The following is a 23906-nucleotide window of genomic DNA, read 5'->3' as shown; positions in this document are numbered from 1 at the left end:
CCTCGATGCAAGCACCGCCGGGCGGTCGCGACAACAAAAGCCCGCCCAGATGGTCAAACTGCCTAGCTGGGCGGGCTTTTTCGCGTAATTACCGGCAGCAGACCGGCTCCTGCGGCGGCGAGCTGATCAGTGGTGGCCGTGCAATTCGTGCACTACCGCATGGCCCTTGCCGCGGCCGATCATCCACTTGTTTACCGGTGTGGTGAGGATGAAGGCGACCACCAGGGAGAAGGCGAGTGTCGACCAGAACATCACCGTATCCAGATGCGCGTTCATGGCGCCCGGCACGGCGAGGATGACGGCATTGTCGACGATTTCCATGACCGTGATCGAGACCGTATCCGCGGCCAGCGCGGTGGTGATGGCGGCGGCCAGCGGCAGACCCGCCTTCAGTACGCCGCGCATGGTCAGCGCGTAGCCGAAGAAGAAGGCCAGCACGATCGCCAGCACCATGGTCGCGGTGTTGTTCCAGCCGAGCGCGGTGCCGATCACCATGCCGAGGATTTCGCCGATCGCGCAGCCGGTGAGGCAGTGCAGGGTGGCCTGGGCGGCCATTCCCCAGGACGCCGGAGCGTGATGTTCGGTGGTTGCGTGCCGGGTGTGCCCTGCGGCCGCCTGATGCGCGGAATGTGCTGCATGCCCGGCATGTTCGTGGTGATCGACGGGCGTTCCGTGCTCATGCTCCATGCGTGGAACTATACCCCCGTAGGGTAATTAGTCAAATGTCGATCCCGCCGTTGTGCCCGATTTGCCAGACATCAGCGGGCCGGATAAAGCAATATGGCGAATGTACGAAGGAGGGCGCATGAAATCCGTGCGGATCGATCTCGACCAGAAACTGCTCGCCGCCGCGGCCGCCATCATGGGCACGTCGACGAGCGACGCCACCATCAACGAGGCGCTGCGCCGAATCGTTGTGCACGAGCGGCAACTTCACCATCTGGAGCGATTGGCTGCCGGTGTGCTGTGCCCCTTGCCCGGACCCGAGATCGCGGTTTCCGACGGCTGATCGGGTCACCGCGTCGGGCAGCGCAGCCCTTTCTGCGGCGGAGTCGGTTCGATCAGGTACTGCCCGCCTCGCGATATCGCGAGGCGGGGGCGCAGACCATCGCGGCCGACCTGTCGGTGCGGGCTGGCATGATGCCGAGATCGCACCGCATTCGAGGGGGATTGATGTCGGTACCCATCGCCAAACTGCCATCCGGCCAACGTCCACGGGAACGGCTGCTCACGCTCGGCCCGCACGCGCTCAGCGACAGTGAGTTGCTCGCCCTGTTGCTGCGTCAGGGGCGTAGGGGTGAGAGCGCACTGGATATGGCCGCCGAACTGATTGCCGCGCACGGCGGCATCGCCGGGTTGGCGGCCGCGCGGCCGGAGGAATTATCGCGGCGTGCGGGCGTCGGGGACGCCAAGGCCGCGGCCATCATCGCCGCATTCCATCTCGGCACCAGGGCCCGCAACAGTCCGGAAACCGCGCCGCGCATGGACGGCGGCGCCGATGTCGTCCGGGTGGCGCTGCCGCTGTTCGCCGGTGCCCGCGTCGAACGGCTGCTGGTGCTGGTGTGCGATGCGCAGAATCGGTTGCGGCACAAGGTATTCGTCGCCGAGGGCGCGATCGATCAGGTCGCCGTCCCGGTCCGCGAAATATTGAATACCGTACTGCGCCACGACGGTCGCGCCTTCGCGGTCGTGCACAATCACCCCTCCGGCGACCCGGTCCCCAGCTTCGACGACCGTCGCGCGACGAGCCTGCTCATCGAATCCGCGCGCACCGTCGGCCTGCGCTTTCTGGACCACGTGGTGATCGCGGGGGAGGGGTGGGCCAGCGCCGCACCTCTGCACCGGTCCGGCGCGTGATGCGGTCAGCGGGGCAGCGCTGGAATGCGTTGCAGCAGTCCGGGTGTCGGCTCGTCGACACTCGCCGCGAAATCGTCGTGCCTGGTGACCCACCGCACCACGAACGGGCACACCGGCACGATCCGTCGGCCGCTGGCCACGGTGTCCGCCAGCGCGTCATGGATCAGAATGCTGCCCAATCCGCGGCCGCCGAACGCCGGATCGACCTCGGTCGCATAGAACACCCGGTGCGCACCGTCATCGAAATACAGCTCCTCGCCGACGGTCGTGCCATCGAGTCGGATCTCGTACGCATTGCGCGCGGGCACGCCGACTACCTCTACTTTCATTTCACTCATGCCCCCTGGAACGCATCCGTACCGCCGTTTATTGCGCAGACGACGAAGGCCGCCCGCATCTTTCGATGCGGGCGGCCTTCGGGTGTCTCGGGTCAGCGGGCGAACAGCAGTGCGCGCTTGACTTCCTGGATGGCCTTGGTGACCTCGATGCCGCGAGGGCAGGCGTCGGTGCAGTTGAAGGTGGTGCGGCAGCGCCAGACACCTTCGACATCATTGAGGATGTCGAGGCGTTCGCGGGCGCCTTCGTCACGGCTGTCGAAGATGAAGCGGTGCGCGTTCACGATCGCGGCCGGGCCGAAGTAGCTGCCGTCGCTCCAGTACACCGGGCAGGAGGTGGTGCAGCAGGCGCACAGGATGCACTTGGTGGTGTCGTCGAACCGGGCGCGATCGGCCTGGCTCTGGATGCGCTCGCGGGTGGGCTCGTTACCCGAGGTGATCAGGTAGGGCTTCACGGCACGGAACGCGTCGAAGAACGGCTCCATGTTGACCACGAGATCCTTCTCCACGGGCAGGCCGCGGATCGGCTCGACGGTGATTGTGAGGGTCTTGCCGCTCTTGGGCAGCATGTCCTTCATCAGCACCTTGCAGGCCAGCCGGTTCACGCCGTTGATCCGCATGGCGTCCGAACCGCAGACGCCGTGCGCGCAGGAGCGGCGGAAGGTGAGCGTGCCGTCCAGGTAGGACTTGATGTAGATGAGCACGTTCAGGAAGCGGTCGGTCGGCAGCACCGGCACCTGGAAGGTCTCCCAGTGCGCGCCCTTTTCGTCCTCCGGGTTGAACCGGGCGACCTTGACGTCGACCATGACCGAGCCCTCGGGCACCGGTGCGGCCTTCTGCGGGGGTGTTTCGAGTACGGCAGTCATCAGTACTTACGCTCCATCGGCTCGTAGCGGGTCTGCACCACCGGCTTGAAGTCGAGGCGGATATCGGAGATGAGCTCCGCACCCTCCTTGTAGGCCATCGTGTGCCGCATGAAGTTGACGTCGTCGCGGTCCGGGTAGTCCTCGCGGGCGTGGCCGCCGCGCGATTCCTTGCGGTTGAGCGCGCCAACCACGGTGACCTCGGCCAGCTCCAGCAGGAAGCCGAGCTCGACGGCCTCGAGCAGGTCGCTGTTGTAGCGCTTGCCCTTGTCCTGCACCGTGATTCGGGTGTAGCGGTCCTTGAGCGCGTGGATATCGGTGAGCGCCTGCTTGAGGGTGTCCTCGGTGCGGAACACCGCGGCGTTCATATCCATCGTGTACTGCAATTCGGTGCGGATATCCGCGACGCGCTCGTTGCCGTGCTCCGACAGCAGCATGGCCAGCCAGTCCTGCACCATCTTCGCCGGGTTCTCCGGCATCTCGACGAACTCGGTGCGCTGGGCGTATTCCGCGGCGGCGATGCCGGAGCGGCGGCCGAAGACATTGATGTCGAGCAGCGAGTTGGTGCCGAGACGGTTGGAGCCGTGCACCGAGACGCATGCGCATTCACCCGCGGCGTACAGACCGGGCACCACATCGGTGTTGTTGCGCAGTACCTCGCCGCGGATCCGGGTCGGGATGCCACCCATCACGTAGTGACAGGTCGGCATGACCGGCACCAGTTCCTTCACCGGGTCCACACCCAGGTAGGTGCGCGCGAATTCGGTGATGTCGGGCAGCTTTTCCTCGAGCACGTCCTCGCCGAGGTGGGTCACGTCGATGTAGACGTAGTCCTTGTTCGGTCCGGCGCCGCGGCCCTCGAGCACCTCGAGCACCATCGAGCGGGCGACGATGTCACGCGGCGCGAGGTCCTTGATGGTGGGGGCGTAGCGCTCCATGAACCGCTCGCCGCTGGCGTTGCGCAGGATGCCGCCCTCACCGCGGACGGCCTCGGAGATCAGGATGCCCAGACCGGCAAGGCCTGTCGGGTGGAACTGGTGGAACTCCATATCCTCCAGCGGCAGACCCTTGCGGAACACGATCGCCATACCGTCACCGGTCAGCGTGTGCGCGTTCGAGGTGGTCTTGTACATCCGGCCGGAACCGCCGGTGGCGAAGATGATCGACTTCGCGTGGAAGACATGCAGTTCGCCGGTGGCCAGCTCGTAGGCGACCACACCGGTCGCGACCGGACCGCGGTCGGTCTCGGACATGACCAGGTCGAGCACATAGAACTCGTTGAAGAACTCCACGTCGTGCTTGACGCAGTTCTGGTACAGCGTCTGCAGGATCATGTGGCCGGTGCGGTCGGCGGCGTAGCACGCGCGGCGGACCGGGGCCTTACCGTGATCGCGGGTGTGACCACCGAAGCGCCGCTGGTCGATCTTGCCCTCGGGTGTGCGGTTGAACGGCAGACCCATCTTCTCCAGGTCCATCACCGCGTCGATGGCCTCCTTGGCCATGATCTCCGCGGCGTCCTGGTCGACCAGATAGTCGCCACCCTTGACGGTGTCGAAGGTGTGCCATTCCCAGTTGTCTTCTTCGACATTGGCCAGTGCGGCGCACATGCCGCCCTGTGCCGCGCCGGTGTGACTGCGGGTCGGGTAGAGCTTGGTCAGGACGGCGGTGCGGGCCCGGGGACCGGCCTCGATCGCGGCGCGCATACCGGCGCCACCGGCACCGACGATGACGACGTCGTAGCGGTGCTCCTGAATCCGGGATTCACTCATCGAGTGCCTGTTCCTAACTGATGTTGGGGTCGAAGGTGAAGATGACGTAGGTGCCGACGCCCACGATCAGGATCATCGAGATGGCCAGCAGGGTGTTCAGCCAGAACCGGGTCGAGTCCTTGCGCGAGTAGTCCGCGATCACGGTGCGCAGGCCGTTGCCGCCGTGCAGCTGGGCCAGCCAGAGCATGGTCAGATCCCAGAACTGCCAGAACGGGCTGGACCAGCGGCCAGCGACGAAGGCGAAGTTCAGGCGCTTCACGCCGCCGTCGAGCAGCAGCATGATCGTCATGTGGCCGAGGACCAGCACGATCAGCAGCAGGCCGGAGAAGCGCATGAACAGCCACGCGTACTTCTCGAAGTTGTTGTTGGAGCGGGCACGCGGCGAGCGGGGGAGGTCCAGGCTCGCGGGCCGGTCGTATGACTTACCGAGAACAGGTGCGCTCATGTCAGTGCTCCGTGAACAGGTAGAAGAACTGGCGACCGACGGCCGGAACCACCAGCAGGAACCAGACGGCGAGAATCACCCAGAGCATCGTCTTCTGGTACTTGGGGCCCTTGCCCCAGAAGTCGACCAGGATCACGCGGACGCCGTTGAGCGCGTGGAACAGCACGCAGACGACAAGGCCCATCTCCATCAGCGCGACGATGGGGTTCTTGTAGGTCTCGATGGCGTGGTCGTAGGTATCGGGGCTGACCCGAACCAGTGCGGTGTCCAAGACGTGCACGAAGAGGAAGAAGAAGATGGTGACACCGGTGATCCGGTGCAGCGCCCAGGACCACATTCCGGGGTCGCCTCGGTACAGCGTCTTCCGCTTCGGCTGTGCCGGAGCTTCTATCGTGGTCATAGAGTGCGGTGCCTCCAACGTCGTTGATGGACCCGGTTGCAAGTCCGAGGCAGGCGACGTGGATGTAAATGCCCAGGTGGCTGCGCTTTGCTGCTCCAAATAGCTCGCGCGGGGCCCGCCGCCGGGAACCTGAACCGATCTGTTCTGGACTCTAATCCCCTCGCAATCGCGGAACTAATTCGGCGTGCCGTGCGTTGCGCTACAGTCGAGGGAGTTAGGTTTACCTTTCTTGATGCGTAATGGGATGCGCCGTAGCCCCTGCGTGGGCGGGTGTGGCTCGGCTCGGCCTGGGGTGCCGATATCGGAATTCGCCTGAAAAATCTTGTGCGACAAGGTGATTCAAGTTATGCGCAACGTCTATGCGTCGAACTCGTGGTTCCCGGCCGGCGTCGGGGCTCTCAGTTCCACGAGCCGAATTGTGAGCGTCGGCAGTGTGGAAAATGTCTCATTCGACGGGCGATAACCTACTCATCGGTAACAGAAAACTATCGCAGATTCCGGCTCGACTACGGCTGAATTTCGCTACAACCCCGATCGACGTCGTTCCAGCAATCGAGTCATGAGTTCGCGTTCCGCACGCCGGTGACGGAGCCGCGCTCCCACAACTCCGATCCGCACCGGAGCGCCGGAAACAGCACGCACTCACGCCGAGTCGACAACGGCACCTCGCTGCACAGAAAATCCGGTGCGTAGAAAATCAGGCTGACGAGCCGCGCACTGGAATCTGGACACCCGCCCTCGACCACGGAAGGTAGCGAACACGTGGATATCGACTGGAATCTCTTACGGACCAGCGCATATGAGGTGATGCAGCGGGCGTACGCGCCGTATTCGCGATTCCCGGTCGGGGCGGCCGGGCTGGTCGACGGCAGAGTGGTCGTCGGGTGCAATGTAGAGAATGTCTCCTATGGATTGGGCCTGTGCGCCGAATGCGTACTGATCGGGAACCTGTGCGCGGGCGGCGGTGGGCGGTTGCTGGCTGTTTCCGTTACCGATTCCCGAGGCGAAATCCTGATGCCCTGTGGGCGTTGCCGACAGCTGCTCTACGAACACGGCGGACCCGACCTGCTTGTCGACCACAAGGCCGGACCCGTTCCGCTACGAAACCTGTTGCCCGACGCCTTCGGACCCGACGATCTGGATGCCGGGCAGACCTAGGCTTTGCTCAGGGTGGGCGAGCGTGTCCCGTGCCAGACTTGCCGGTGTGACGGCAGTGGACGCGGTTTCGATCATTACGACCAAGCGCGACGGTGGGGAGCTGTCGGATGCGCAGATCGATTGGGTGGTGGATGGATTCACCAAGGGGGCGGTGGCCGACGAGCAGATGGCGGCGTTGGCGATGGCGATCGTGTGGCGTGGGATGACGCGGCGGGAGACCGTGCGGTGGACGAATGCCATGATCGCGTCGGGGCGGCGGATGGACTTCACGGATCTGGCGCGGCCGACGGTGGACAAGCATTCGACCGGTGGGGTGGGGGACAAGATCACGTTGCCATTGGCGCCGTTGGTCGCCGCCTGTGGGGCCGCCGTGCCGCAGCTTTCCGGGCGCGGGTTGGGGCATACCGGCGGCACGCTGGACAAGCTGGAGGCGATCCCGGGCTGGCGGGCCGATGTGCCGGTGGCGCGGATGCGCGAGATTCTGTCCGATCCCGGCATCGGCGCGGTGGTGTGCGCGGCGGGAGCCGATCTCGCCCCCGCCGATAAGCGCCTGTACGCGCTGCGTGATGTCACCGGAACCGTCGAATCCATACCGTTGATCGCCAGCTCGATCATGAGCAAGAAGATCGCCGAAGGGACCGCCGCGCTCGTCCTGGATGTGAAGGTCGGCTCGGGCGCCTTTCTGAAAACCCTGGACGGTGCGCGCGAATTGGCAACGGCCATGGTCGAACTCGGCGCCGACGCCGGGGTGCGGACAGTGGCACTACTGACCGCGATGGACACACCCCTCGGACGCACCGCCGGCAATGCACTCGAGGTCGCCGAATCGGTGGAGGTGCTCGCGGGCGGAGGCCCCGCCGACGTCGTCGAACTGACGCTCACTCTCGCCCGCGAGATGGTCGCCCAGGCGGGACTCGATATCGATCCCGCCGACGTGCTCGCCGATGGCCGTGCAATGGACCATTGGCGTGCCATGATTCAGGCCCAAGGCGGCGATCCGGACGCGCCCCTGCCGCGTGCGAAGCACACCGAGATCGTGCGGGCTGAACAAGACGGTGTGCTCACCCGCCTGGATGCCATGGCCGTCGGCATCGCCGCCTGGCGCCTCGGCGCCGGTCGCGCCCGCCAGGGCGACCCCGTCCAATTCGGCGCAGGCATCGAAATGCACGCCAAGCCAGGCGATCCCGTAACCACCGGCCAGCCCCTACTCACCCTGCACACCGACACCCCGCAAGCCTTCTCCACCGCCCTCGCCGCCCTCGAAAACGCCTACACCATCGGAACCACACCCCCACCGCCAACCCCTTCGGTCCTGGACCGCATCGCCCCCTGACGCCACAGCGAACTGCCGCACCCGATTTGCCCGACGCACGATTTCCCCAGCGCATGAACCGGGCGCACGGACTTCGCCTGCCCGATCTGGACTCGGCTGCGCGTGAGCTTGCCTGTCCGCGCGATCTCGCGTGCTCCGCATGAACTCGTACTGCCCGCACGGATTCAACCGGCCGCATGAGCTTGCTCGCTGGGCCGTGGTCAACCGGGCAACCGCAAGCGCGGCGCCCCAACTTCGTGTGGCGGTGTATGCCGTCCACTCATCGAACGACTGCGACACGTCCGAGCCTGAGTGCGAGTCGATCGCGCCGAGGTAGGTGTGCGGGTTGCGACAAGTGGGCAGGAAACCGACCGCTACGTTAATTCTTGGCTGGTCAAAGGGGCTTTCCGGTACTCATGGGATGGCCATCGGCTACTCGAGCTGGGGACATTGCGGGTTATGTCTCGGGTGGGCGTAGCGGAGAGCGCAATCACAGGCGCATGAAGGGGGCGGTGCGGCTAACGTGTGGTCATGACAGGACCGATGCCTTTGACCCTTGCCTCGATCCGCCAAGCTCCCAAGGCGCTGCTGCACGATCATCTCGACGGTGGTCTGCGGCCCGCGACGGTTTTGGAGCTCGCCGCCGATTGCGGTTACGACGACCTACCCGCCGACAATGAGACCGAGCTGGCGGCATGGTTCCGCGATGCGGCCGACAGCGGCTCGCTCGAGCTCTATCTGGAAACCTTCGCGCATACCGTCGCGGTGATGCAGACCCCCGAGGGGCTGCGCCGCGTGGCTCGGGAATGTGCGGAAGACCTCGCCGCCGACAGCGTGGTCTATGCCGAAGTGCGCTTCGCTCCCGAACAGCATCTGGAGCGCGGCCTGACCCTGGACGAGGTGGTGGAGCACACCCTCGCCGGATTCCGCGAGGGTGCCGCGGCCGCGGCAGAGGCCGGTCACCCGATCGTGGTGATCTGCCTGCTGACCGCCATGCGGCATGCCGCGCGTTCGCGCGAGATCGCCGAACTCGCGGTGCGGTGGCGCGATCGTGGTGTTGGCGGTTTCGATATCGCGGGCGCGGAAGCGGGCTTCCCGCCCAGCCGCCACTTGGACGCCTTCGAATACATGCGAGCCAACAGCGCGCACTTCACCATTCACGCCGGTGAAGCGTTCGGGTTGCCGTCCATCCACGAGGCACTGGCATTCTGCGGCTGCGACCGGCTCGGCCACGGCGTGCGGATCACCGACGACATCACTGTTCCCGGTGCGATCGAGGACGCGCAGCTCGGACTGGTCGCGAACTATGTGCGGGATGCCCGAATTCCGCTCGAGCTCTGTCCGTCGTCGAATGTGCAGACCGGTGCGGTCCCAGCACTCGACAAGCATCCGTTCGACCTGCTGGCCCGGCTGCGCTTCCGCGTCACCGTCAATACCGACAACCGCCTGATGAGCGATACCAGCATGAGCCAGGAGATGCTCAAGCTGGTGGAGACCTTCGGCTACGGCTGGAGCGACCTCGAACGCTTCACCATCAATGCGATGAAGTCCGCGTTCATCCCGTTCCCCGAACGCCTGCGCATCATCGACGACATCATCAAGCCGGGTTACGCCGTACTGCTCGGCTAGTTACTTCTCCTGCGTGAGCCGGGACTCGAAGTTGCGTTCCAGGTCCCGCCAGCTCTGGGCCTCCGCGGTGAACGGCGGGTTCGGGGCCAGGCGGGTCGGGTCCGGGTTCAGCAGGTAGGAGACGTACCAGCCGAGCGGGGTGGACTGCGCCAGCGCCTGCTCGACGGTGTCGTCGTCGGCGTAATCGGCTGCGTCGGTGAACAATTCGACCGCCAGATCGAGCTGTTCGATATCGACCGCCTCCGGACCCTCGGCCAGATCGTCGGCGAGACCGGGCAGCACGTAGACGTTCTCGTCGGTCACCTCGACCTCGAGCGAACCGTCGACAGCGGCGGTCTGCACATCGGTGTAAGTGCTCACCCGCGCCAGCTCGTGCTCGTGGTCGTCGGCCAGGTAGCGGGCCAGTGCGCGCTCGGAGCCGAAGACGGTGATGGATCCGTTCTTGCCGAGGAAGATCGGCTCGTCGTCGAGGTAGCAGCGCAACGTGAAGTAGGTGCCGTCGGAGGTGACGATCTTGACCGGGTCGATGCCGACCTCATGCCAGAACGACTCGTCTTCCTCTTCTTCCTCCTCCTCTTCGTCCTCGTCATCGGCATCGAGGTCGACCGATTCGAACTCCTCGTCCTCCTCGCTGTCGGCCGCGTCATCGGCGTCGACGACGTTCTCCTCCGCGGCGAGCAGTTCGGCCTCCGCGACCGCGACCGCCTCGGCATCGACCTCGGGGGTCTGCACCACGGAGTCGATGGCGTCGAGGACATCGTCCCAACCCTTGGCGATGGCCGCGCCGATCTGATCCCACAGCTCCTCGCCGTCGCGCCCGACGAAGGCGCTCACGCCGCTGGCCAGCGCGCCGACCACCGGATGCGAGCCGAAGAACTTGGTCACCGTCTCCAGCTCGCATACCTCACCGATATTGCGCACCATGCTGAGCGTGTCGTCGAGCTCGGCGATGGTGTCCACATCGGGATCGCTGGCGACCAGTTCCGGCACCCCGACCAGATCGAAGGTGAAGTTCTCCTCCGGCTCCAGTTCGACCGCCGACAACCCGGACACGACTTTCCACGCCGGATGGTCCACGAGATCGTTATCGGAGTTGGTCCGGATGAATGCGGCCAGCTCCGCGACGGTCTCGAAACCGTAGAGGGAGTCCTCGTGTCCGAGGAACGCCTCCCACTCGTCATCACCGTCGCGCCAGCGCGGTGCCCACAGGGTGACGAGATCGCCGTCGGTCAGGCCGAGCTCGATCGGGACGATGTCTCCAGAAGCCATGTGCGGAAGCCTATCGACCTTCCGAGTCAGTGACTATCCGGCCCGCCTCCAATGCTTCCGGGGGCACCCTCCGGCGCCACCGCGAATGACTCGTTCAGTGTCGCAACGACCTTCGATCGCTGCGCGCCGGCGTCCTCGGCGGCCTGGCGACAGGCCCATACGATCAGCTGACCGACCTCGGCGGGCGGCAGCGAGGTGACCGCCTCCGACAGGCTCAACGCGACCAGCGCGCCGTCGCTGTTCACCTCGACGCTGACCGTCCCGTCCTCGGTCCGGAACCGGCCGTGCACCTGCTCGAGGCCGTACAGGGCGGCCTCGAGCGCCTCCAGTTTCGCCGTCGCGTTGGCGACCAACGCATCCATCTCAGCGCTCATACCGGCCTCATCCAGCTCGTCGGTCCCGTGTCCGCGTCATCTATCCGGTCCAGTTCGTCCACCGCGGCCTGGCGCGTCGGCAGACCGAGCTTGTCCAGGATGTCGGCGGGCATACCCGCCTCGGCGAGCAGCTCGCGGCGGCGGGCCCTGGCGGCGACAGTGGAGCGCTTGGTCAGCCGCAGGATCTCATCGGCCAGAGTCTGTGCGCCGTAACGGTATTCGCTGCGCTCGAACTTGATCTCGATCGGCATGCCCTGATCGGTGGCACGGACCGAGATGGTGCCCGATCGGTTGGTGCTCGACGCCACCGTCACATTCGGTATCGGCGGGGTCTGGGGCTGGGACATTAGTGGTTCGCTCCGCTCACTTATGAGGTCGGCCGGTAGAAGCCATGGAAGTTCATGCCCATGTTGTCGGTTCGGACCGAGCTGATCTGGACCGGATTACCGGCCTCGACGAACTGCCCGTTACCGATCACCATCGCGACGTGGCCATCCCACACCGCCAGATCACCCGGCATCAGATCGCCCGGCGAGACCTGCATATGGCCATTGCCCTGTTCCTGGGCCAGGCGGGGCAGGTCGACACCGGCCTCGCCATACGCGTACTTGGTGAGGCCGCTGCAGTCCAGTCCGGAACCGGGCGCATTGCCACCCCACACATAGGGCGTGCCGACCGCGCCGATCGCCGCCTTGACCGCTGTCGCCGCCTTCTCGTTCGGGGCCTCCACGACGCTGCCGTCCGGCAGGGTGATCTTCACACCCTTGCCGGAGGTCGTCGACTGGCCGGTCCCGGTTGTGCTGCTCGTACTCGGTTTGGAACTCGACGCCGTGCTCGCGGTCGTCGTACCGGCCTTGCTCGCGGTGCTCATCAGGCTGCTGAGCATGCCGCCCGCGCCGCTCGCGACGCTGCTCACGGTCGACGACAATTGCGAGGCGCCCTGGGTGGCGGTGCCGACCGTGCTGGCGACATTGGACAGCGACGGCGTCGACGGCGCGGGAGTCAGCTCGTTCATCGACGCGGTCTGGGTATCGAGTTCGTTGCGTACCCGGCCGACCACATTCAGCCCTTGACCGATGTGGTCGATCGCGGAGCCGACGAGCACCGTGAGCCCCTCCGGTGTGGCCAGCACCGGACCCAGACTGGTGGCCTGGTTCACGAACGACTGGACGATCCCGTTCAGTTCCTTCTGGCCCGTTTCGACCTGGGCGGCAGCCTGATTCACGACGGTGGCCATATCGTTGCCGCGGTCGGAAATGGCGGCGGCCGAGGTCTGTACCCGCAGCGCCTTCGCGGTGACGGCGTCGGCCGCCGCACCGTCCCATGCGTTGTTCACCTGGTTGATGCTGTTGCGGCCGACCGCATGCACCTGGTCGACGGCGGTCGAGGTTGAGGTCAGTGCGTCGGCGGGACCGCCGGTGGGCAGGACGCCGGTGCCGAAGCTGGAGAGCAGGTCGAGCAGCGGCTGGACCAGGGCGCTGACATCGATCACGGCGTCACCCGTCCAGTCCGATGGCGTTCAGTCCGGAGGCATTGTTCAGGTCGGTTTCCTCGAGGACGACGGCGGAAGAGGCTGCCGTGCCGCCCATGCTCGCGAGCACCGCCGACAATTGACCGATCGAGGCAACGTGTCCGGCGTGCGCCGCGGCGTACGCGGCCATGAAATCGCCGCCGATCAAGCCCATTATGGGGCCGAGGAGCGTGGGATCGGCGGCCGCGGCGCTTACTCCGGCGGCGGCGAGATCACCTGACATGGCCGCGGCGGTCGCGCCGTAGGCGGTGATGCCCTCGGTGTCGGCCGACATCTTTCGCATAGTGCTTCCCCCATCTGTTCGTTCCCAGGCAGAGTACGTCATCCACCTAGTTCGACGCGCTGCCTTCCAGATCGGTTCCAGCCGTTCGAAAAAAATTCGGGTGGAGGTTTCCCGCCGAACTCGATTTTCGACCTTATCGTTCCCTCATGCGCACGCACACCGTGGACCACCCACTCGCCGCCGCCCTGCTGACCACGATGCGCGATGCGGGAACGGCCAATCCGGCCTTCCGCGCGGCATTGCGCGATCTCACCGGAATCCTGATCTACGAGGCGCTGCGCGAAGCGCCGGTCGTCCACTTCCCGATCACCACACCGGTATCCGATACCGAGGGAACGCGATTGGCGCGGCCGCCGCTATTGGTTCCGGTGCTGCGCGCCGGACTCGGCATGGTCGACGCGGCCGCCGAACTCATTCCGGACGCCAGGGTCGGTTTCGTCGGCATCGCCCGCGACGAAACCACCCATCAGCCGGTGCCGTATATGGAATCACTGCCCGCAGACCTGTCCGAGACGCCGGTCTTCGTACTCGACCCGATGCTGGCCACCGGCGGTTCGATGCGCCACACCCTGCAACTGCTCGCCGCCCGCGGCGCCACCGACATCACCGCGATCTGCGTCGTGGCAGCCCCCGAAGGCATTGCCGCTCTTGCTGATTCGGGATTGCCGGTGCGCCTGGTCACCGCGGTCGTCGACACGGGCCTCAACTCCGACGCCTACATCGTCCCCGGCCTCGGCGACGCGGGCGACCGCCAATTCGGCCCCCGCTGATGTCACACCCATCGAGGAGTCGAATGGTTGCTCAAAAAACACCCACAACCACCATTCGACTACCCTCGAGTGCGGCCCACACGTCTGGCTCCACCGAATACGCCGCGTTCGAGCCTGCTCTCGATCCAGCGGGCGTGACGGCAGTGGCTTCATCAGTGTCCTCGATGAACGCGGTCCCAGATCCGTTGCGCCGCAAGGTTCGCAGGTCCTTACGACAGGTCCTCGCAGAATGCGTGGAGTTCGATGAGACGTTGCTGGGCGGCGGATCGTGCGGCATCGAGTGCTTCGCGGGTAGCGACCGGCTCGACCACCTCCAGGTAGCACTTGAGTTTCGGCTCAGTGCCCGACGGCCGGACCACGATCCGGAAATTGACGCCTTCGAAAATCAGTGCGTCGGTGCGCATTCGGCCGCGCACCTGGAGCAGATCGGTGTATTCGACCGGCTCGCCCGCGATTTCATCGGGCGGGGCGGCGCGCAGCCGGTGCACGAGGTCCGCTGCGGCGGCCGGGTCGGGTAGGCGCAGCGCGACCTGGTCGGTGGCGTGCAGGCCGAATTCGACCGCGTAGTCGTCGAGTTCGTCGCCGAGGGTGCGGCCCGCGGTCTTCAGCCGGGCCACGAGATCGGCGGCCAGCACCGCCGCGGAGATGCCGTCCTTGTCGCGAACCGCGGCCGGGTCCACGCAGTGACCGATGGCCTCCTCGTAGGCGTAGACCAGACCGTCGCCCGCGCGGGCCAGCCATTTGAAGCCGGTCAGCGTTTCCGCGTACCGCGCGCCGCGGACGGCGGCGAGTTTGGAGAGCAGTCGCGACGACACGATGGTGGTCGCTACCAGTGCATCCGGCGGCGCGGTCCGCAGCACGTAATCGCCGAGCAGCACACCGGTTTCGTCGCCGCGCAGCATGCGCCAGCCGCCGTCGCCGTCCGGAATTCCTATGGCGCAGCGGTCGGCATCCGGGTCGAGCGCGATGGCGAGATCCGCGCCGATCCGGGTGGCGGTTTCGAGCAAGAGGTCGGTGGCTCCGGGCTCCTCGGGATTGGGGAAGGCGACGGTGGGGAATTCGGCATCGGGTGCGAATTGCGCACCCACGACGTGCACATGCTTGAATCCCGCCCCGGCAAGAGCTGCCACGGCCGTATCACCACCGACGCCGTGCAGCGGCGTCAACGCGATTCGGATATCGCAGCGTTCACCGGGACCGCCGATCAACTCGGGCAACCGAGCAACCCGATCGATGTAGCGGCGCACCACGTCATCGGCGGCGGGTGTGACGGGCGTGCGGGCGATCGGCTCGGTGACGGTCTCGATGCAGCGCTCGATCTCGGTGTCGGCCGGTGCGATCAGTTGCGAACCGCCGTCCAGATACACCTTGTAGCCGTTGTCCGTCGCAGGATTGTGCGATGCGGTGATCTGTACTCCGGCAACAGCTCCCAGCTCACGCACCGCGTAAGCGACGACCGGGGTGGGCAGCGGTCGCGGCAGCAGCGTCACCGGAAAGCCCGCGGCGGCAAAGATTTCCGCGGTCGCGATGGCGAATTCGGCGGAGCCGTGCCTGGCGTCGCGTCCGACGACTACCGCGCCGCCGCCGAGGCAGCGACCGCGCAACCAGTCCACTAGCCCGGCGCCCGCCCGGCTCACCGTGTCCAGGTTCATACCGTCGGGCCCGTCCTGCAGCGGCCCGCGGAGCCCGGCGGTGCCGAAGCGCAGCATCTACAGCCGTTCCAGTACGCCGCGCAGCAGTTTGCCGAGACGTGGTGCGGCCGCATGTCCCTCGGCAAGTACCTCGGCATGCGAGAGGTGCGCACCCGTGACACCCGCGGCGAGGTTGGTGACCAGCGAAATGCCGAGCACTCGGGCCCCGAGCGCACGGGCCGCGATGACCTCGAGCACCGTCGACATGCCGACCAGATCCGCGCCGTTGGTGCGCAGCATCCGGATCTCGGCCGGGGTCTCGTACTGCGGTCCGGTCAGACCCGCGTACACGCCCTCGGTCAGGCTCGGATCGATTTCCCTTGCCAGCGCCCGCAATTCGGGATCCCAGGCGTCCACGAGGTCGACGAAGGTCGCCCCAACCAGTGGCGTGCGGCCGGTGAGATTGAGATGGTCACTGATCAGCACCGGCTCACCGACGCGCAGTCCGTCCCGGATCCCGCCCGCCGCATTGGTGAGCACCACGGTTTCCACGCCCGCCGCGATCGCCGCGCTCACCGGATGCACGACATCGCTCGGCTGATAGCCCTCGTACAGATGCTGACGCCCCATCAGCAGCAGCACAGGCGTGTCGTCGACGGCGACCGAATGCACCATTCCGACATGCCCTTGTGCACTCGGCGTCCCGAATCCGGGCAGCTCCGGCATCGGCACCGAAGCGATCGGCGCGCCGATCTCCGCGGCCGCCTCCTGCCAGCCCGATCCCAGCACCACCGCAACCCGGTGCCGTTCCACTCCCGTACGTTCGGCAATCGCCCTCGCGGCCTGTTCGGCAAGCATGCCGTCACGGTATCTGATTTGCCGCGCCTTCGGCGCGGCGTGTTCGCGGCCCCCCGATGTCTCGCGTCCGAGCCGTCGAGACTCGCGACTTCGTCGCATGCGCTTCGACGGCTCGGACGCGAGACGGGCCGCGAACGGTCGCTCGTAAGACTCGCTCCGTCGTGGTCGGTGATGGCGGGATCTTCGGCACCTATTGCACGCGTGCCGGAGGGTCGAGTCCCAGGCCTGCGGCGCATGCGCTTCGACGGCTCGGACGCGAGACGGGCCGCGAACGGGTCGCTCGTAAGACTCGCTCCGTTGGGGTTGGTGATGGCGGGACGTTCGGCACCTAGTGCACGCGTGCTGGATGGGCGAGTCCGGGGGCCTGCGGCGGATGCGCTACGACGACTCGGACGCGAGGCGGGCCGCGAACGGTCGCTTGTAAGACTCGCTCCGTTGGGGTCGCTGATGGCTGTAGGTTCGGTACCTGGTGCGCATGCGCCCTGATGGTCGAGCCAGCGCGCGCTCCCCTCGACCGCGGCAAAGGTGATCTCCTCGCGGGTCAGGCTCGCTCCCGTGGCGGCCCGGGGGAGCGGGGTCGGGTCCGCCATCTGACCTGCCGAGGATTTGCTACCCGTGAGTAGGTATTCCATCGTTTACCCGTTACGCTGCACGCATGCCGTACCTGGAACGTGAAGGGGATGTGTTCGTCGTCTACCTCGGGAACGAGGGGCAGACCGACAGCGAGAACCGTTTCCATCCGGATTGGATCGATGCGTTGCACGGGCTGTTGGACCAGGTCGAGGCGTCCGAGGGGCCGGCGGCGCTGGTAACAACGGCGAGTGGGAAGTTCTACAGCAACGGGCTCGATACCGACTGGCTGTTCGGCAACCTGGACAAGATGCACGGCTACCTCGATCGCGTGCACAGCGTCTACACCCGCCTGCTGACCTTCCCGCTGCCGACGGTCGCCGCCGTCAACGGGCACGCCTTCGGCGCGGGCGCGATGCTCGCCACCTCGCACGATTTCCGGGTGATGCGCGCCGACCGCGGCTTCTGGTGCCTGCCCGAGGTGCACCTCGGCATGCCGTTCACCGTGGGGATGAACGCGCTGCTCACCGAGCGCCTCGCCAACCAGGTCTGCGTACAGGCCATGACCACCGGTCACCGCTTCGCCGCCGACGAGGCCATTACCGCGGGAATTGTCGACGCGAAGGCCGATGCTGATGTGTTGCTGAAGTCCGCGATCGAGCGCGCGGGCGCCCTCGCGGCAAACCGCAAGCCCAATCTTCCGGTGATCAAGCGGTCATTGCATGCCAAGGCACTCGCCGGGCTCGCTACCCCCACCACACCGGAGAATCTGGCGTTCGCCGCGGGATAACCGCAACTCGAGCACAATCCTTGCGCCGCGCGGCGATATCGCCCATGGACGCAGGGTGCGCCCGATCATCTGCGCAGTGCCAGACTGTGTGCCATGCCACCACCGCGCAGCGGGCACCCCGAATCACGCACGGACCACCACGTCGCGCACCCGGGTGCGGCGGCGGATGCCGCGATCCTGGCCGCCGCGCCCGAACTGATCGCGCTCTCGCATTCGCTGCACGCCGAACCTGAGCTGGCGTTCGAGGAAACCCGCAGCGTCGCCAAGACCATCGCGCCGCTGGCCGAACGCGGTTTCGCGATCGAGACTCCCGTCGCCGAGTTGTCCACCGCATTCCGCGCGACCTACGGATCCGGCGAGCTCACGGTGGGTATCTGCGCCGAATACGACGCGCTGCCCGAGATCGGGCACGCCTGTGGACACAACATCATCGCCGCATCCGCGGTCGGCGCCGGACTCGGTCTGGCCGAGGTGGCCGACGCCCTCGGTATCACCGTCGTAGTCTTCGGCACACCCGCCGAGGAGAGCGGCGGCGGCAAGGTGCTGATGCTCGAGCGCGGCGTCTTCGACGATGTCGCGATGGCGATGATGGTGCACCCAGGCCCCATCGATATCGTCGACGCGCGCTCGCTGGCACTGGCGGATCTGTCGGTGGTCTTCCACGGCCACGAAGCGCATGCCAGCGCGGCTCCGGAATTGGGCCGGAATGCGGGCGACGCGGCGACTGTCGCGCAGGTTGCTCTGGGATTGCTGCGGCAACATCTCCGACCCGGACAGCAACTGCACGGTATAGTCAGCGACGGTGGCGTAGCCCCCAACATCGTTCCCGGACGTGCGGAACTGCTGTATTACCTACGCGCAGTCGACTCCGCATCCCTCGACGATCTGATGCGACGAGCGTCGGCTTGTTTCGAGGCGGGTGCGTTGGCGACCGGCTGCACTCACGAAATCCGGACGGTTGCGCCGACATATACCGAGCTGACGCCCGATTCGGGATTACTGTTCGCCTATCGTGAGCAGATCGTCGACTTGGGCCGGGTGCCGATCGCACCGGAACTCGAGGCGCAGCGACCGCTCGGGAGTACGGATATGGGCAACGTCACCAACGTCATACCGGGCATACATCCGGTCATCGGCATCGATGCCGGTGGGGCGGTGACGCATCAGCCCGGCTTCGCCGCGGCGAGTGTCAACGCTTCGGCCGATCGTGCGGTAACCGACGGTGCGATCGCGCTCGCGCGTACCGCTATCGCCGTAGCTCGCGATCAAGTACATAGGGACAGGTTGTTGCAACGGCTCGTTCAACGACAGGAGGACATTCGGTGAGCATTACCGGCCGTTCCGCGGCGCACGCGACACGCTCCGTGGCGGTGAAGCGCGCGACCATGGGGGGCCAGGGGAGCGCCGCGCAATCGGATATCGCGGAAGTCGGACCGGATGCGGTCGATTCCTGGCTGGCCGAGCACACGGTCGATCTCATCCAGTGGCGTCGGCACATTCACGCGAACCCCGAGCTGTCCCGCACCGAATTCGCCACCACCGAGTTCGTCTCGGCCTGGCTGACCAAGGCGGGGTTGACGCCGCAGAAGATGCCCAACGGCACCGGAGTGCTCTGTGACATCGGTCCGGTGGACGCACCGCGCATCGGTCTGCGCGCCGATATGGACGCGCTCCCGCTGCAGGAATTCACCGGACTCAGCTTCGCCTCGACCGTCCCCGGCGTCTCGCACGCCTGCGGTCACGACGCGCACACCACGATCCTGCTCGGCACCGCGCTCGCGCTGGCCGATCAGGAGCTGCCGGTGGGGGTGCGATTCGTCTTCCAGCCCGCCGAAGAGGTGATGCCGGGCGGTGCCATCGATATGGTCGCCGCCGGGGCGATGGAGGGCGTCGATCGGATCTTCGCACTGCACTGCGATCCGCGCCTCGAGGTCGGCCGGGTCGGCATCCGGGTCGGTGCGATCACCTCGGCCGCCGACACCATCGAATTGGTCCTCGATTCGCCGGGCGGGCACACCTCGCGTCCGCACCTGACCAGCGACCTGGTCTACGCCATCGGCACCGTGATCACCGGCCTGCCCGGTCTGCTCAGCCGTCGCATCGACCCGCGCACCAGCACGGTGATGGTCTGGGGCGCGGTCAGCGCGGGCAAGGCGCCGAATGCGATACCGCAGACCGGCATGCTCACCGGCACCGTGCGCACCGGCGATCACGCGACCTGGTCGCTGCTGGAGCCGATGGTGCGCGAGATCGTGGACGGCCTGCTCGCCCCGACCGGGGTGCGCTACCAGTTGAACTACCGTCGCGGCGTGCCGCCGGTGGTCAATGACGAGCACTCGACCAGGATGTTCGAGGACGCGATCCGCATGCTCGGCCCGGACGCGCTCGCCGACACCTTGCAGTCCGGTGGCGGTGAGGATTTCTCCTGGTACCAGGAAGAGGTGCCGGGCGCGATGGCCCGCCTGGGCGTTTGGTCCGGGCACGGCGAACAGCTGGATCTGCATCAGCCGACCTTCGATCTCGACGAGCGCGCGCTTGCCGTCGGTGTCCGGGTGCTCAGCAATATCGTGTTGAACGCGAGCTGACGAAGACAAGGAAAGCGGCCGACCCTCCATGGGGGTCGGCCGCTGCTGTTCAGCTACCGAAGAAGCCAGGTCCGACGTTCTTGCTGTTGCGAGTGCGCAGCGCGTGCACGTATTCCGCTGGCGCGCCAGCCTTTTCGGCCGCATCGGCCATCACGCCGATATAGCGCGCCGAGGGTAGCCCGCCCTCGTAGGCATCGAGGACGTACAGCCAGGCCAGGATGGGTTCGGAACCGCTGCCCGCGCTCGGGGTCACGCGCAGCCGGATCTTGCGGTGGATCCCGAAATCGGAACCCTCCCAGCGGTCCAGGCGCTGCTCGTCCTCGGGAGATACGTCGTAAAGCACGACGAATACCCGTTCGCCCGGCTCCTCGACGACGGTGGCCAGCGGCCCCTCCCAGCCGATGTCGTCGCCGCTGAAGGTGAGGCGCCAGCCCTCCAACCAGCCCGTCCCGTACATGGGGGAGTGCGGACAGCGCTCGAGCATCTGGGACGAGTCCATGTTGGACCCGTAGGCGGCGTAGATCGGCACGACGCAAGGGTATCCAATAACCTGCGCGCATCGTCTCTATCCCGGCGAGATGACCGTGTGTTCGCCAGCTAACGTTGTTTACCGGCACCGGAGATCCCGGTCGAACAGCTCCAGCGGAGGTATCCATGACCCGCATAGCGATCATCGGTGGCGGACCGGCCGGTTATGAAGCGGCATTGGTGGCGGCCCAACACGGGGCCACGGTCACCCTGATCGATAGCGACGGCATCGGCGGGGCGTGCGTCCTGTGGGACTGCGTGCCGTCGAAGACTTTTATTGCCTCGACGGGCGTGCGCACCGATCTGCGTCGCGCCCGTGACCTGGGCATTACCCTCGATCCGAGCCAGGCCCAGATCGAATTGGGCGAGGTGAACGCGCGAGTGAAGGCGCTGGCGCTGGCCCAGTCCTCCGATATCCGATCCAAGGTGCAGGCCGCGGGCGTGACGGTGCTGGCCGGACACGGACAGCTCAGCGGTCCGGCCACCGGGCTGGCCGCGCACCGGGTGCGCGCGCTGCTGGCCGATGGCACCGAAGAGGCCGTCGAGGCCGAAGTAGTGTTGATCGCCACTGGTGCGAGCCCGCGCGTGTTGCCCGGCGCCGAGCCCGATGGCGAGCGCATCCTGAACTGGCGCCAGCTCTACGACCTGGAAGAACTCCCGGAGACGCTGGTCGTGGTCGGCTCCGGTGTCACCGGCGCCGAATTCGTCTCCGCGTACACCGAAATGGGTGTGCGGGTGAAGTTGGTCTCCAGCCGCGACCGGGTGCTGCCCGGTGAGGACGCCGATGCCGCGCTCGTACTCGAGGACGCGCTCGCCGAACGCGGTGTCGAACTGGTCAAGCACGCCCGCGCCGATGCGGTGGAGCGCACCGCCGAGGGCATCGTGGTCAAGCTCTCCGACGGCCGTACCGTCACGGGTACCCATGCGTTGATGACCGTCGGCTCGATTCCCAACACCGGTGACCTGGGCTTGGAGCGGGTCGGCATCGAACTCGATCGCGGTGGCTATCTGCGGGTGGACCGGGTGTCGCGTACCTCGGTGCCCGGCATCTACGCCGCGGGCGACTGCACCGGCCTGCTGCCGCTGGCCTCGGTGGCCGCCATGCAGGGCCGCATCGCGATGTACCACGCGCTGGGTGAGGGCGTCAGCCCGATCCGGCTGAAGACGGTCGCCTCGGCGGTATTCACCCGTCCGGAGATCGCGACGGTCGGCGTGAGCCAGACCGCGATCGATAACGGTGAGGTCCCCGCGCGCACGGTTATGCTGCCGCTCAATACCAACCCGCGAGCCAAGATGTCGGGTCTGCGCAGGGGTTTCGTCAAAATCTTCTGTCGGCCCGCGACCGGTGTGGTGATCGGCGGTGTGGTCGTCGCGCCGATCGCCTCGGAGCTCATCCTGCCGATCGCGCTCGCGGTCCAGAACAATCTGACGGTCAACGATCTCGCCCAAACCTTCTCGGTGTACCCCTCGCTCACCGGCTCGGTCACCGAGGCGGCGCGCCTGCTGATGCGTCACGACGACCTGGATTGAACGCCGCTGTGTTCGACTTGCAGCGCCTGCGGCGCTGGGTGTTCGCGGCCCCCTGCTGCCGCGAACGTCGCTCGTAAGACTCGCTCCGTGGTGGCCGGATATGCGGTCGGTCTCGAGTGCCCCGAGTCTTACTGTCTTGTCTGGTTTTTCATCGCGTTGCCAGTACGGCGCGCATGTGGTTCACTTCCCGCAGAGATGCGATCGGCGGGCGATCGCGAGGGTTCTGTGTGGGGGGATCGATCCTTTCCAGCGGGAACGGCGAACGGCCGCTTGGTCGTTCGGCGGTCCTCATTCGTGGACCAAGCGTCTCACCAGGGATAACTGCGTGCGACCCACCCGGTCGCACACGGGAAGGGATTGCGAAAAGTGAAACATCGTAAGCCGAGTCGGGCGCAGCGAGCGATGGCGAGCACATCGTTGCCACTGGCCACCGCGGCGGCCGTGGCCACGCTCTTCGCGGCGCCGGCGGGGGCAGTTCCGGATCAGCCGAGTACACCGACCAATCCGGCGCCCGCGCCCGCCGATCCCGGCAGCACCTCGCCGACGGACCAGGGCCAGCCGGAGACCACCAAGCCGGATCCGGGTAAGCCGGAGGCCAAGCCGTCGCCGACGCCGAGCCAGCCGGGTGTCACCACGCCGGATCCGAACCAGGTCATGCCGAATCAGCCGAAGGATCCCAACGATCCGAAGCTGGCCGGGCCGACCCAGCCGGGTGTAACCACGCCGCGCGTCGCGCCGCTGCCGGTTCCGGGCCAGACCGGACCCGCGATCCCCGCTGTGGTGCCGGAGACGGCCCCCGGTGCGGAGGCTCCGAAGCCCGCGCAGCCCGGTACCACCGCGCCGGGTGCGAACACCCCGAGCGGTCCGAATGCCCGGACCCCGCAGCAGCCGGAGTCCGACACGCTGGTGCAGCAGCCGCGCTGGTCGGCCCCGCGCTTCCAGCAGGCCCCGGCCGCGCCAGTCGTCGAGATGGACGGGCCGCACCAGGAGGTCGGCGCCAATATCGACGGCGGCTCGCTGGCGCCCGGCTACGTGGCCAACACGCACCACTTCAACAATGCCTCGGGCTACGTCGGCACCATCGGTTACCGCACGCCGACCGGTCAGGGCGAGGCCGGTGTGTCGGTCGAATACATCACCGCCAACAGCGTCAAGGTCACCTCCTACACCGGTGGTGAGGGTCTGGCCGACAACAAGACCGAGGTCGTGCTCGACACCACCCAGGCCAACCTGGCCAAGGCCGCTGTCGAGCACTGGATTCGGGAACAGCCAGGCGGCGCGGCTGCCCTCGAGGCGGCCGCACAAGTTAAACTTCCGGTGCCGCCAGGCGAACTGGCTCCGCAAACGGTCAACGTTGCCGGGGTCACCACCCAGTGGGGTGGGTCACTCCAGTACTGACACGAGCTGATTCGACGGGTG

25 protein-coding genes are annotated in these 23906 nt (G+C 66.6%); 11 read left to right on the top strand and 14 right to left on the bottom strand.

All coding sequences use genetic code 11. The features are described from left to right. Window positions 1-126 precede the first annotated feature (126 nt). Entirely contained in the window at window positions 127-687 is a 561-nt protein-coding gene (locus ACQP1T_RS34075) for a DUF4396 domain-containing protein (RefSeq protein ID WP_433757110.1), read from the bottom strand. 118 nt (window positions 688-805) lie between these two features. Between ACQP1T_RS34075 and ACQP1T_RS34070 the strand changes: the two genes are divergently transcribed. Both ACQP1T_RS34070 and ACQP1T_RS34065 read left to right on the top strand, forming a co-directional pair. Beyond that, entirely contained in the window at window positions 806-1009 is a 204-nt protein-coding gene (locus ACQP1T_RS34070; protein WP_433757109.1) for a type II toxin-antitoxin system VapB family antitoxin, read from the top strand. Between the two features lie 164 nt (window positions 1010-1173). Beyond that, window positions 1174-1857: a JAB domain-containing protein gene (locus tag ACQP1T_RS34065; protein WP_433757108.1), complete on the top strand. Its 684-nt coding sequence runs from the start codon at window positions 1174-1176 to the stop codon at window positions 1855-1857. 5 nt (window positions 1858-1862) lie between these two features. Here the strand turns inward: ACQP1T_RS34065 and ACQP1T_RS34060 are convergent, their stop codons facing one another. The 5 genes from ACQP1T_RS34060 to sdhC form a co-directional block, all read right to left on the bottom strand. After that, window positions 1863-2195 carry a GNAT family N-acetyltransferase gene (locus ACQP1T_RS34060; RefSeq protein WP_433757107.1) on the bottom strand — a complete coding sequence of 111 codons (333 nt, stop codon included), beginning with the start codon at window positions 2193-2195 and terminating at the stop codon, window positions 1863-1865. A gap of 92 nt (window positions 2196-2287) precedes the next feature. Further along, window positions 2288-3058 carry a succinate dehydrogenase iron-sulfur subunit gene (locus tag ACQP1T_RS34055; protein WP_433757106.1) on the bottom strand — a complete coding sequence of 257 codons (771 nt, stop codon included), beginning with the start codon at window positions 3056-3058 and terminating at the stop codon, window positions 2288-2290. After that, on the bottom strand, window positions 3058-4824 hold the full coding sequence (gene sdhA / locus ACQP1T_RS34050) for a succinate dehydrogenase flavoprotein subunit (RefSeq protein WP_433757105.1): 1767 nt from the start codon (window positions 4822-4824) through the stop codon (window positions 3058-3060). The genes ACQP1T_RS34055 and sdhA overlap by 1 nt, the downstream gene beginning before the upstream one ends. Before the next feature lie 13 nt (window positions 4825-4837). Then, a complete protein-coding gene (locus ACQP1T_RS34045; protein WP_062982838.1) occupies window positions 4838-5269 on the bottom strand; it encodes a succinate dehydrogenase hydrophobic membrane anchor subunit in 432 nt (143 codons plus the stop codon). A 1-nt stretch (window position 5270) separates the two neighbouring features. Further along, window positions 5271-5669 carry a succinate dehydrogenase, cytochrome b556 subunit gene (gene sdhC, locus ACQP1T_RS34040; RefSeq protein ID WP_433757104.1) on the bottom strand — a complete coding sequence of 133 codons (399 nt, stop codon included), beginning with the start codon at window positions 5667-5669 and terminating at the stop codon, window positions 5271-5273. Between the two features lie 762 nt (window positions 5670-6431). Here sdhC and ACQP1T_RS34035 point away from each other — a divergent pair. The 3 genes from ACQP1T_RS34035 (at window position 6432) to ACQP1T_RS34025 (ending at window position 9768) form a co-directional block, all read left to right on the top strand. After that, window positions 6432-6827 (top strand): cytidine deaminase, encoded by a 396-nt coding sequence (locus tag ACQP1T_RS34035; RefSeq protein ID WP_433757103.1) that lies wholly within the window; start codon window positions 6432-6434, stop codon window positions 6825-6827. A gap of 46 nt (window positions 6828-6873) precedes the next feature. Further along, window positions 6874-8160, top strand: a complete 1287-nt coding sequence (locus ACQP1T_RS34030) for a thymidine phosphorylase (protein ID WP_433757102.1) — start codon at window positions 6874-6876, stop codon at window positions 8158-8160. A gap of 510 nt (window positions 8161-8670) precedes the next feature. Further along, entirely contained in the window at window positions 8671-9768 is a 1098-nt protein-coding gene (locus ACQP1T_RS34025; protein WP_433757101.1) for an adenosine deaminase, read from the top strand. Here the strand turns inward: ACQP1T_RS34025 and ACQP1T_RS34020 are convergent, their stop codons facing one another. From ACQP1T_RS34020 to ACQP1T_RS34000, 5 genes are read right to left on the bottom strand one after another with little or no spacing between them, the layout of a single operon-like run. Further along, window positions 9769-11037 (bottom strand): primosomal protein, encoded by a 1269-nt coding sequence (locus ACQP1T_RS34020; protein ID WP_433757100.1) that lies wholly within the window; start codon window positions 11035-11037, stop codon window positions 9769-9771. A 26-nt stretch (window positions 11038-11063) separates the two neighbouring features. Further along, window positions 11064-11411: a YbaB/EbfC family nucleoid-associated protein gene (locus tag ACQP1T_RS34015; protein ID WP_433757099.1), complete on the bottom strand. Its 348-nt coding sequence runs from the start codon at window positions 11409-11411 to the stop codon at window positions 11064-11066. Continuing rightward, complete coding sequence (locus ACQP1T_RS34010; protein WP_040686879.1) at window positions 11408-11758, bottom strand: hypothetical protein; 351 nt, start codon at window positions 11756-11758, stop codon at window positions 11408-11410. Before ACQP1T_RS34010 ends, ACQP1T_RS34015 begins: the two co-directional genes overlap by 4 nt. A gap of 20 nt (window positions 11759-11778) precedes the next feature. After that, window positions 11779-12903 carry a C40 family peptidase gene (locus tag ACQP1T_RS34005; protein ID WP_433757098.1) on the bottom strand — a complete coding sequence of 375 codons (1125 nt, stop codon included), beginning with the start codon at window positions 12901-12903 and terminating at the stop codon, window positions 11779-11781. A 4-nt stretch (window positions 12904-12907) separates the two neighbouring features. After that, window positions 12908-13216 carry a hypothetical protein gene (locus ACQP1T_RS34000; protein ID WP_433757097.1) on the bottom strand — a complete coding sequence of 103 codons (309 nt, stop codon included), beginning with the start codon at window positions 13214-13216 and terminating at the stop codon, window positions 12908-12910. Window positions 13217-13371: 155 nt separating this feature from the next. On the opposite strand from ACQP1T_RS34000, the gene upp reads away from it, so the two are divergent. Further along, on the top strand, window positions 13372-13995 hold the full coding sequence (gene upp / locus ACQP1T_RS33995) for a uracil phosphoribosyltransferase (protein WP_433757096.1): 624 nt from the start codon (window positions 13372-13374) through the stop codon (window positions 13993-13995). 209 nt (window positions 13996-14204) lie between these two features. On the opposite strand, the gene ACQP1T_RS33990 is transcribed toward upp, so the two are convergent. Next, a complete protein-coding gene (locus tag ACQP1T_RS33990) occupies window positions 14205-15704 on the bottom strand; it encodes a phospho-sugar mutase (RefSeq protein WP_433757095.1) in 1500 nt (499 codons plus the stop codon). After that, a complete protein-coding gene (locus ACQP1T_RS33985; RefSeq protein WP_433757094.1) occupies window positions 15705-16484 on the bottom strand; it encodes a purine-nucleoside phosphorylase in 780 nt (259 codons plus the stop codon). Window positions 16485-17139: 655 nt separating this feature from the next. Between ACQP1T_RS33985 and ACQP1T_RS33980 the strand changes: the two genes are divergently transcribed. The 3 genes from ACQP1T_RS33980 to ACQP1T_RS33970 all read left to right on the top strand — a co-directional run bounded on the left by ACQP1T_RS33980 (window position 17140) and on the right by ACQP1T_RS33970 (window position 20429). Next, window positions 17140-17844, top strand: coding sequence for an enoyl-CoA hydratase-related protein (locus ACQP1T_RS33980; protein ID WP_433757093.1), 705 nt, complete (start codon window positions 17140-17142; stop codon window positions 17842-17844). Between the two features lie 93 nt (window positions 17845-17937). After that, complete coding sequence (locus ACQP1T_RS33975) at window positions 17938-19170, top strand: M20 family metallopeptidase (RefSeq protein WP_433757092.1); 1233 nt, start codon at window positions 17938-17940, stop codon at window positions 19168-19170. A 59-nt stretch (window positions 19171-19229) separates the two neighbouring features. Then, complete coding sequence (locus ACQP1T_RS33970) at window positions 19230-20429, top strand: M20 family metallopeptidase (RefSeq protein ID WP_062983311.1); 1200 nt, start codon at window positions 19230-19232, stop codon at window positions 20427-20429. A gap of 49 nt (window positions 20430-20478) precedes the next feature. Here the strand turns inward: ACQP1T_RS33970 and ACQP1T_RS33965 are convergent, their stop codons facing one another. Then, on the bottom strand, window positions 20479-20958 hold the full coding sequence (locus tag ACQP1T_RS33965) for a gamma-glutamylcyclotransferase (protein WP_062982810.1): 480 nt from the start codon (window positions 20956-20958) through the stop codon (window positions 20479-20481). Window positions 20959-21083: 125 nt separating this feature from the next. On the opposite strand from ACQP1T_RS33965, the gene ACQP1T_RS33960 reads away from it, so the two are divergent. Beyond that, entirely contained in the window at window positions 21084-22487 is a 1404-nt protein-coding gene (locus ACQP1T_RS33960) for an NAD(P)H-quinone dehydrogenase (protein WP_433757091.1), read from the top strand. Window positions 22488-22853: 366 nt separating this feature from the next. Further along, a complete protein-coding gene (locus ACQP1T_RS33955) occupies window positions 22854-23885 on the top strand; it encodes a hypothetical protein (protein WP_433757090.1) in 1032 nt (343 codons plus the stop codon). Window positions 23886-23906: the final 21 nt, after the last annotated feature.

This window comes from Nocardia sp. CA-135398, from assembly GCF_050955845.1.
Taxonomy (GTDB): Bacteria; Actinomycetota; Actinomycetes; order Mycobacteriales; family Mycobacteriaceae; genus Nocardia.
Note: the sequence above shows the minus strand (reverse complement) of the source record. Positions and strands in the feature narration are given on the sequence as shown.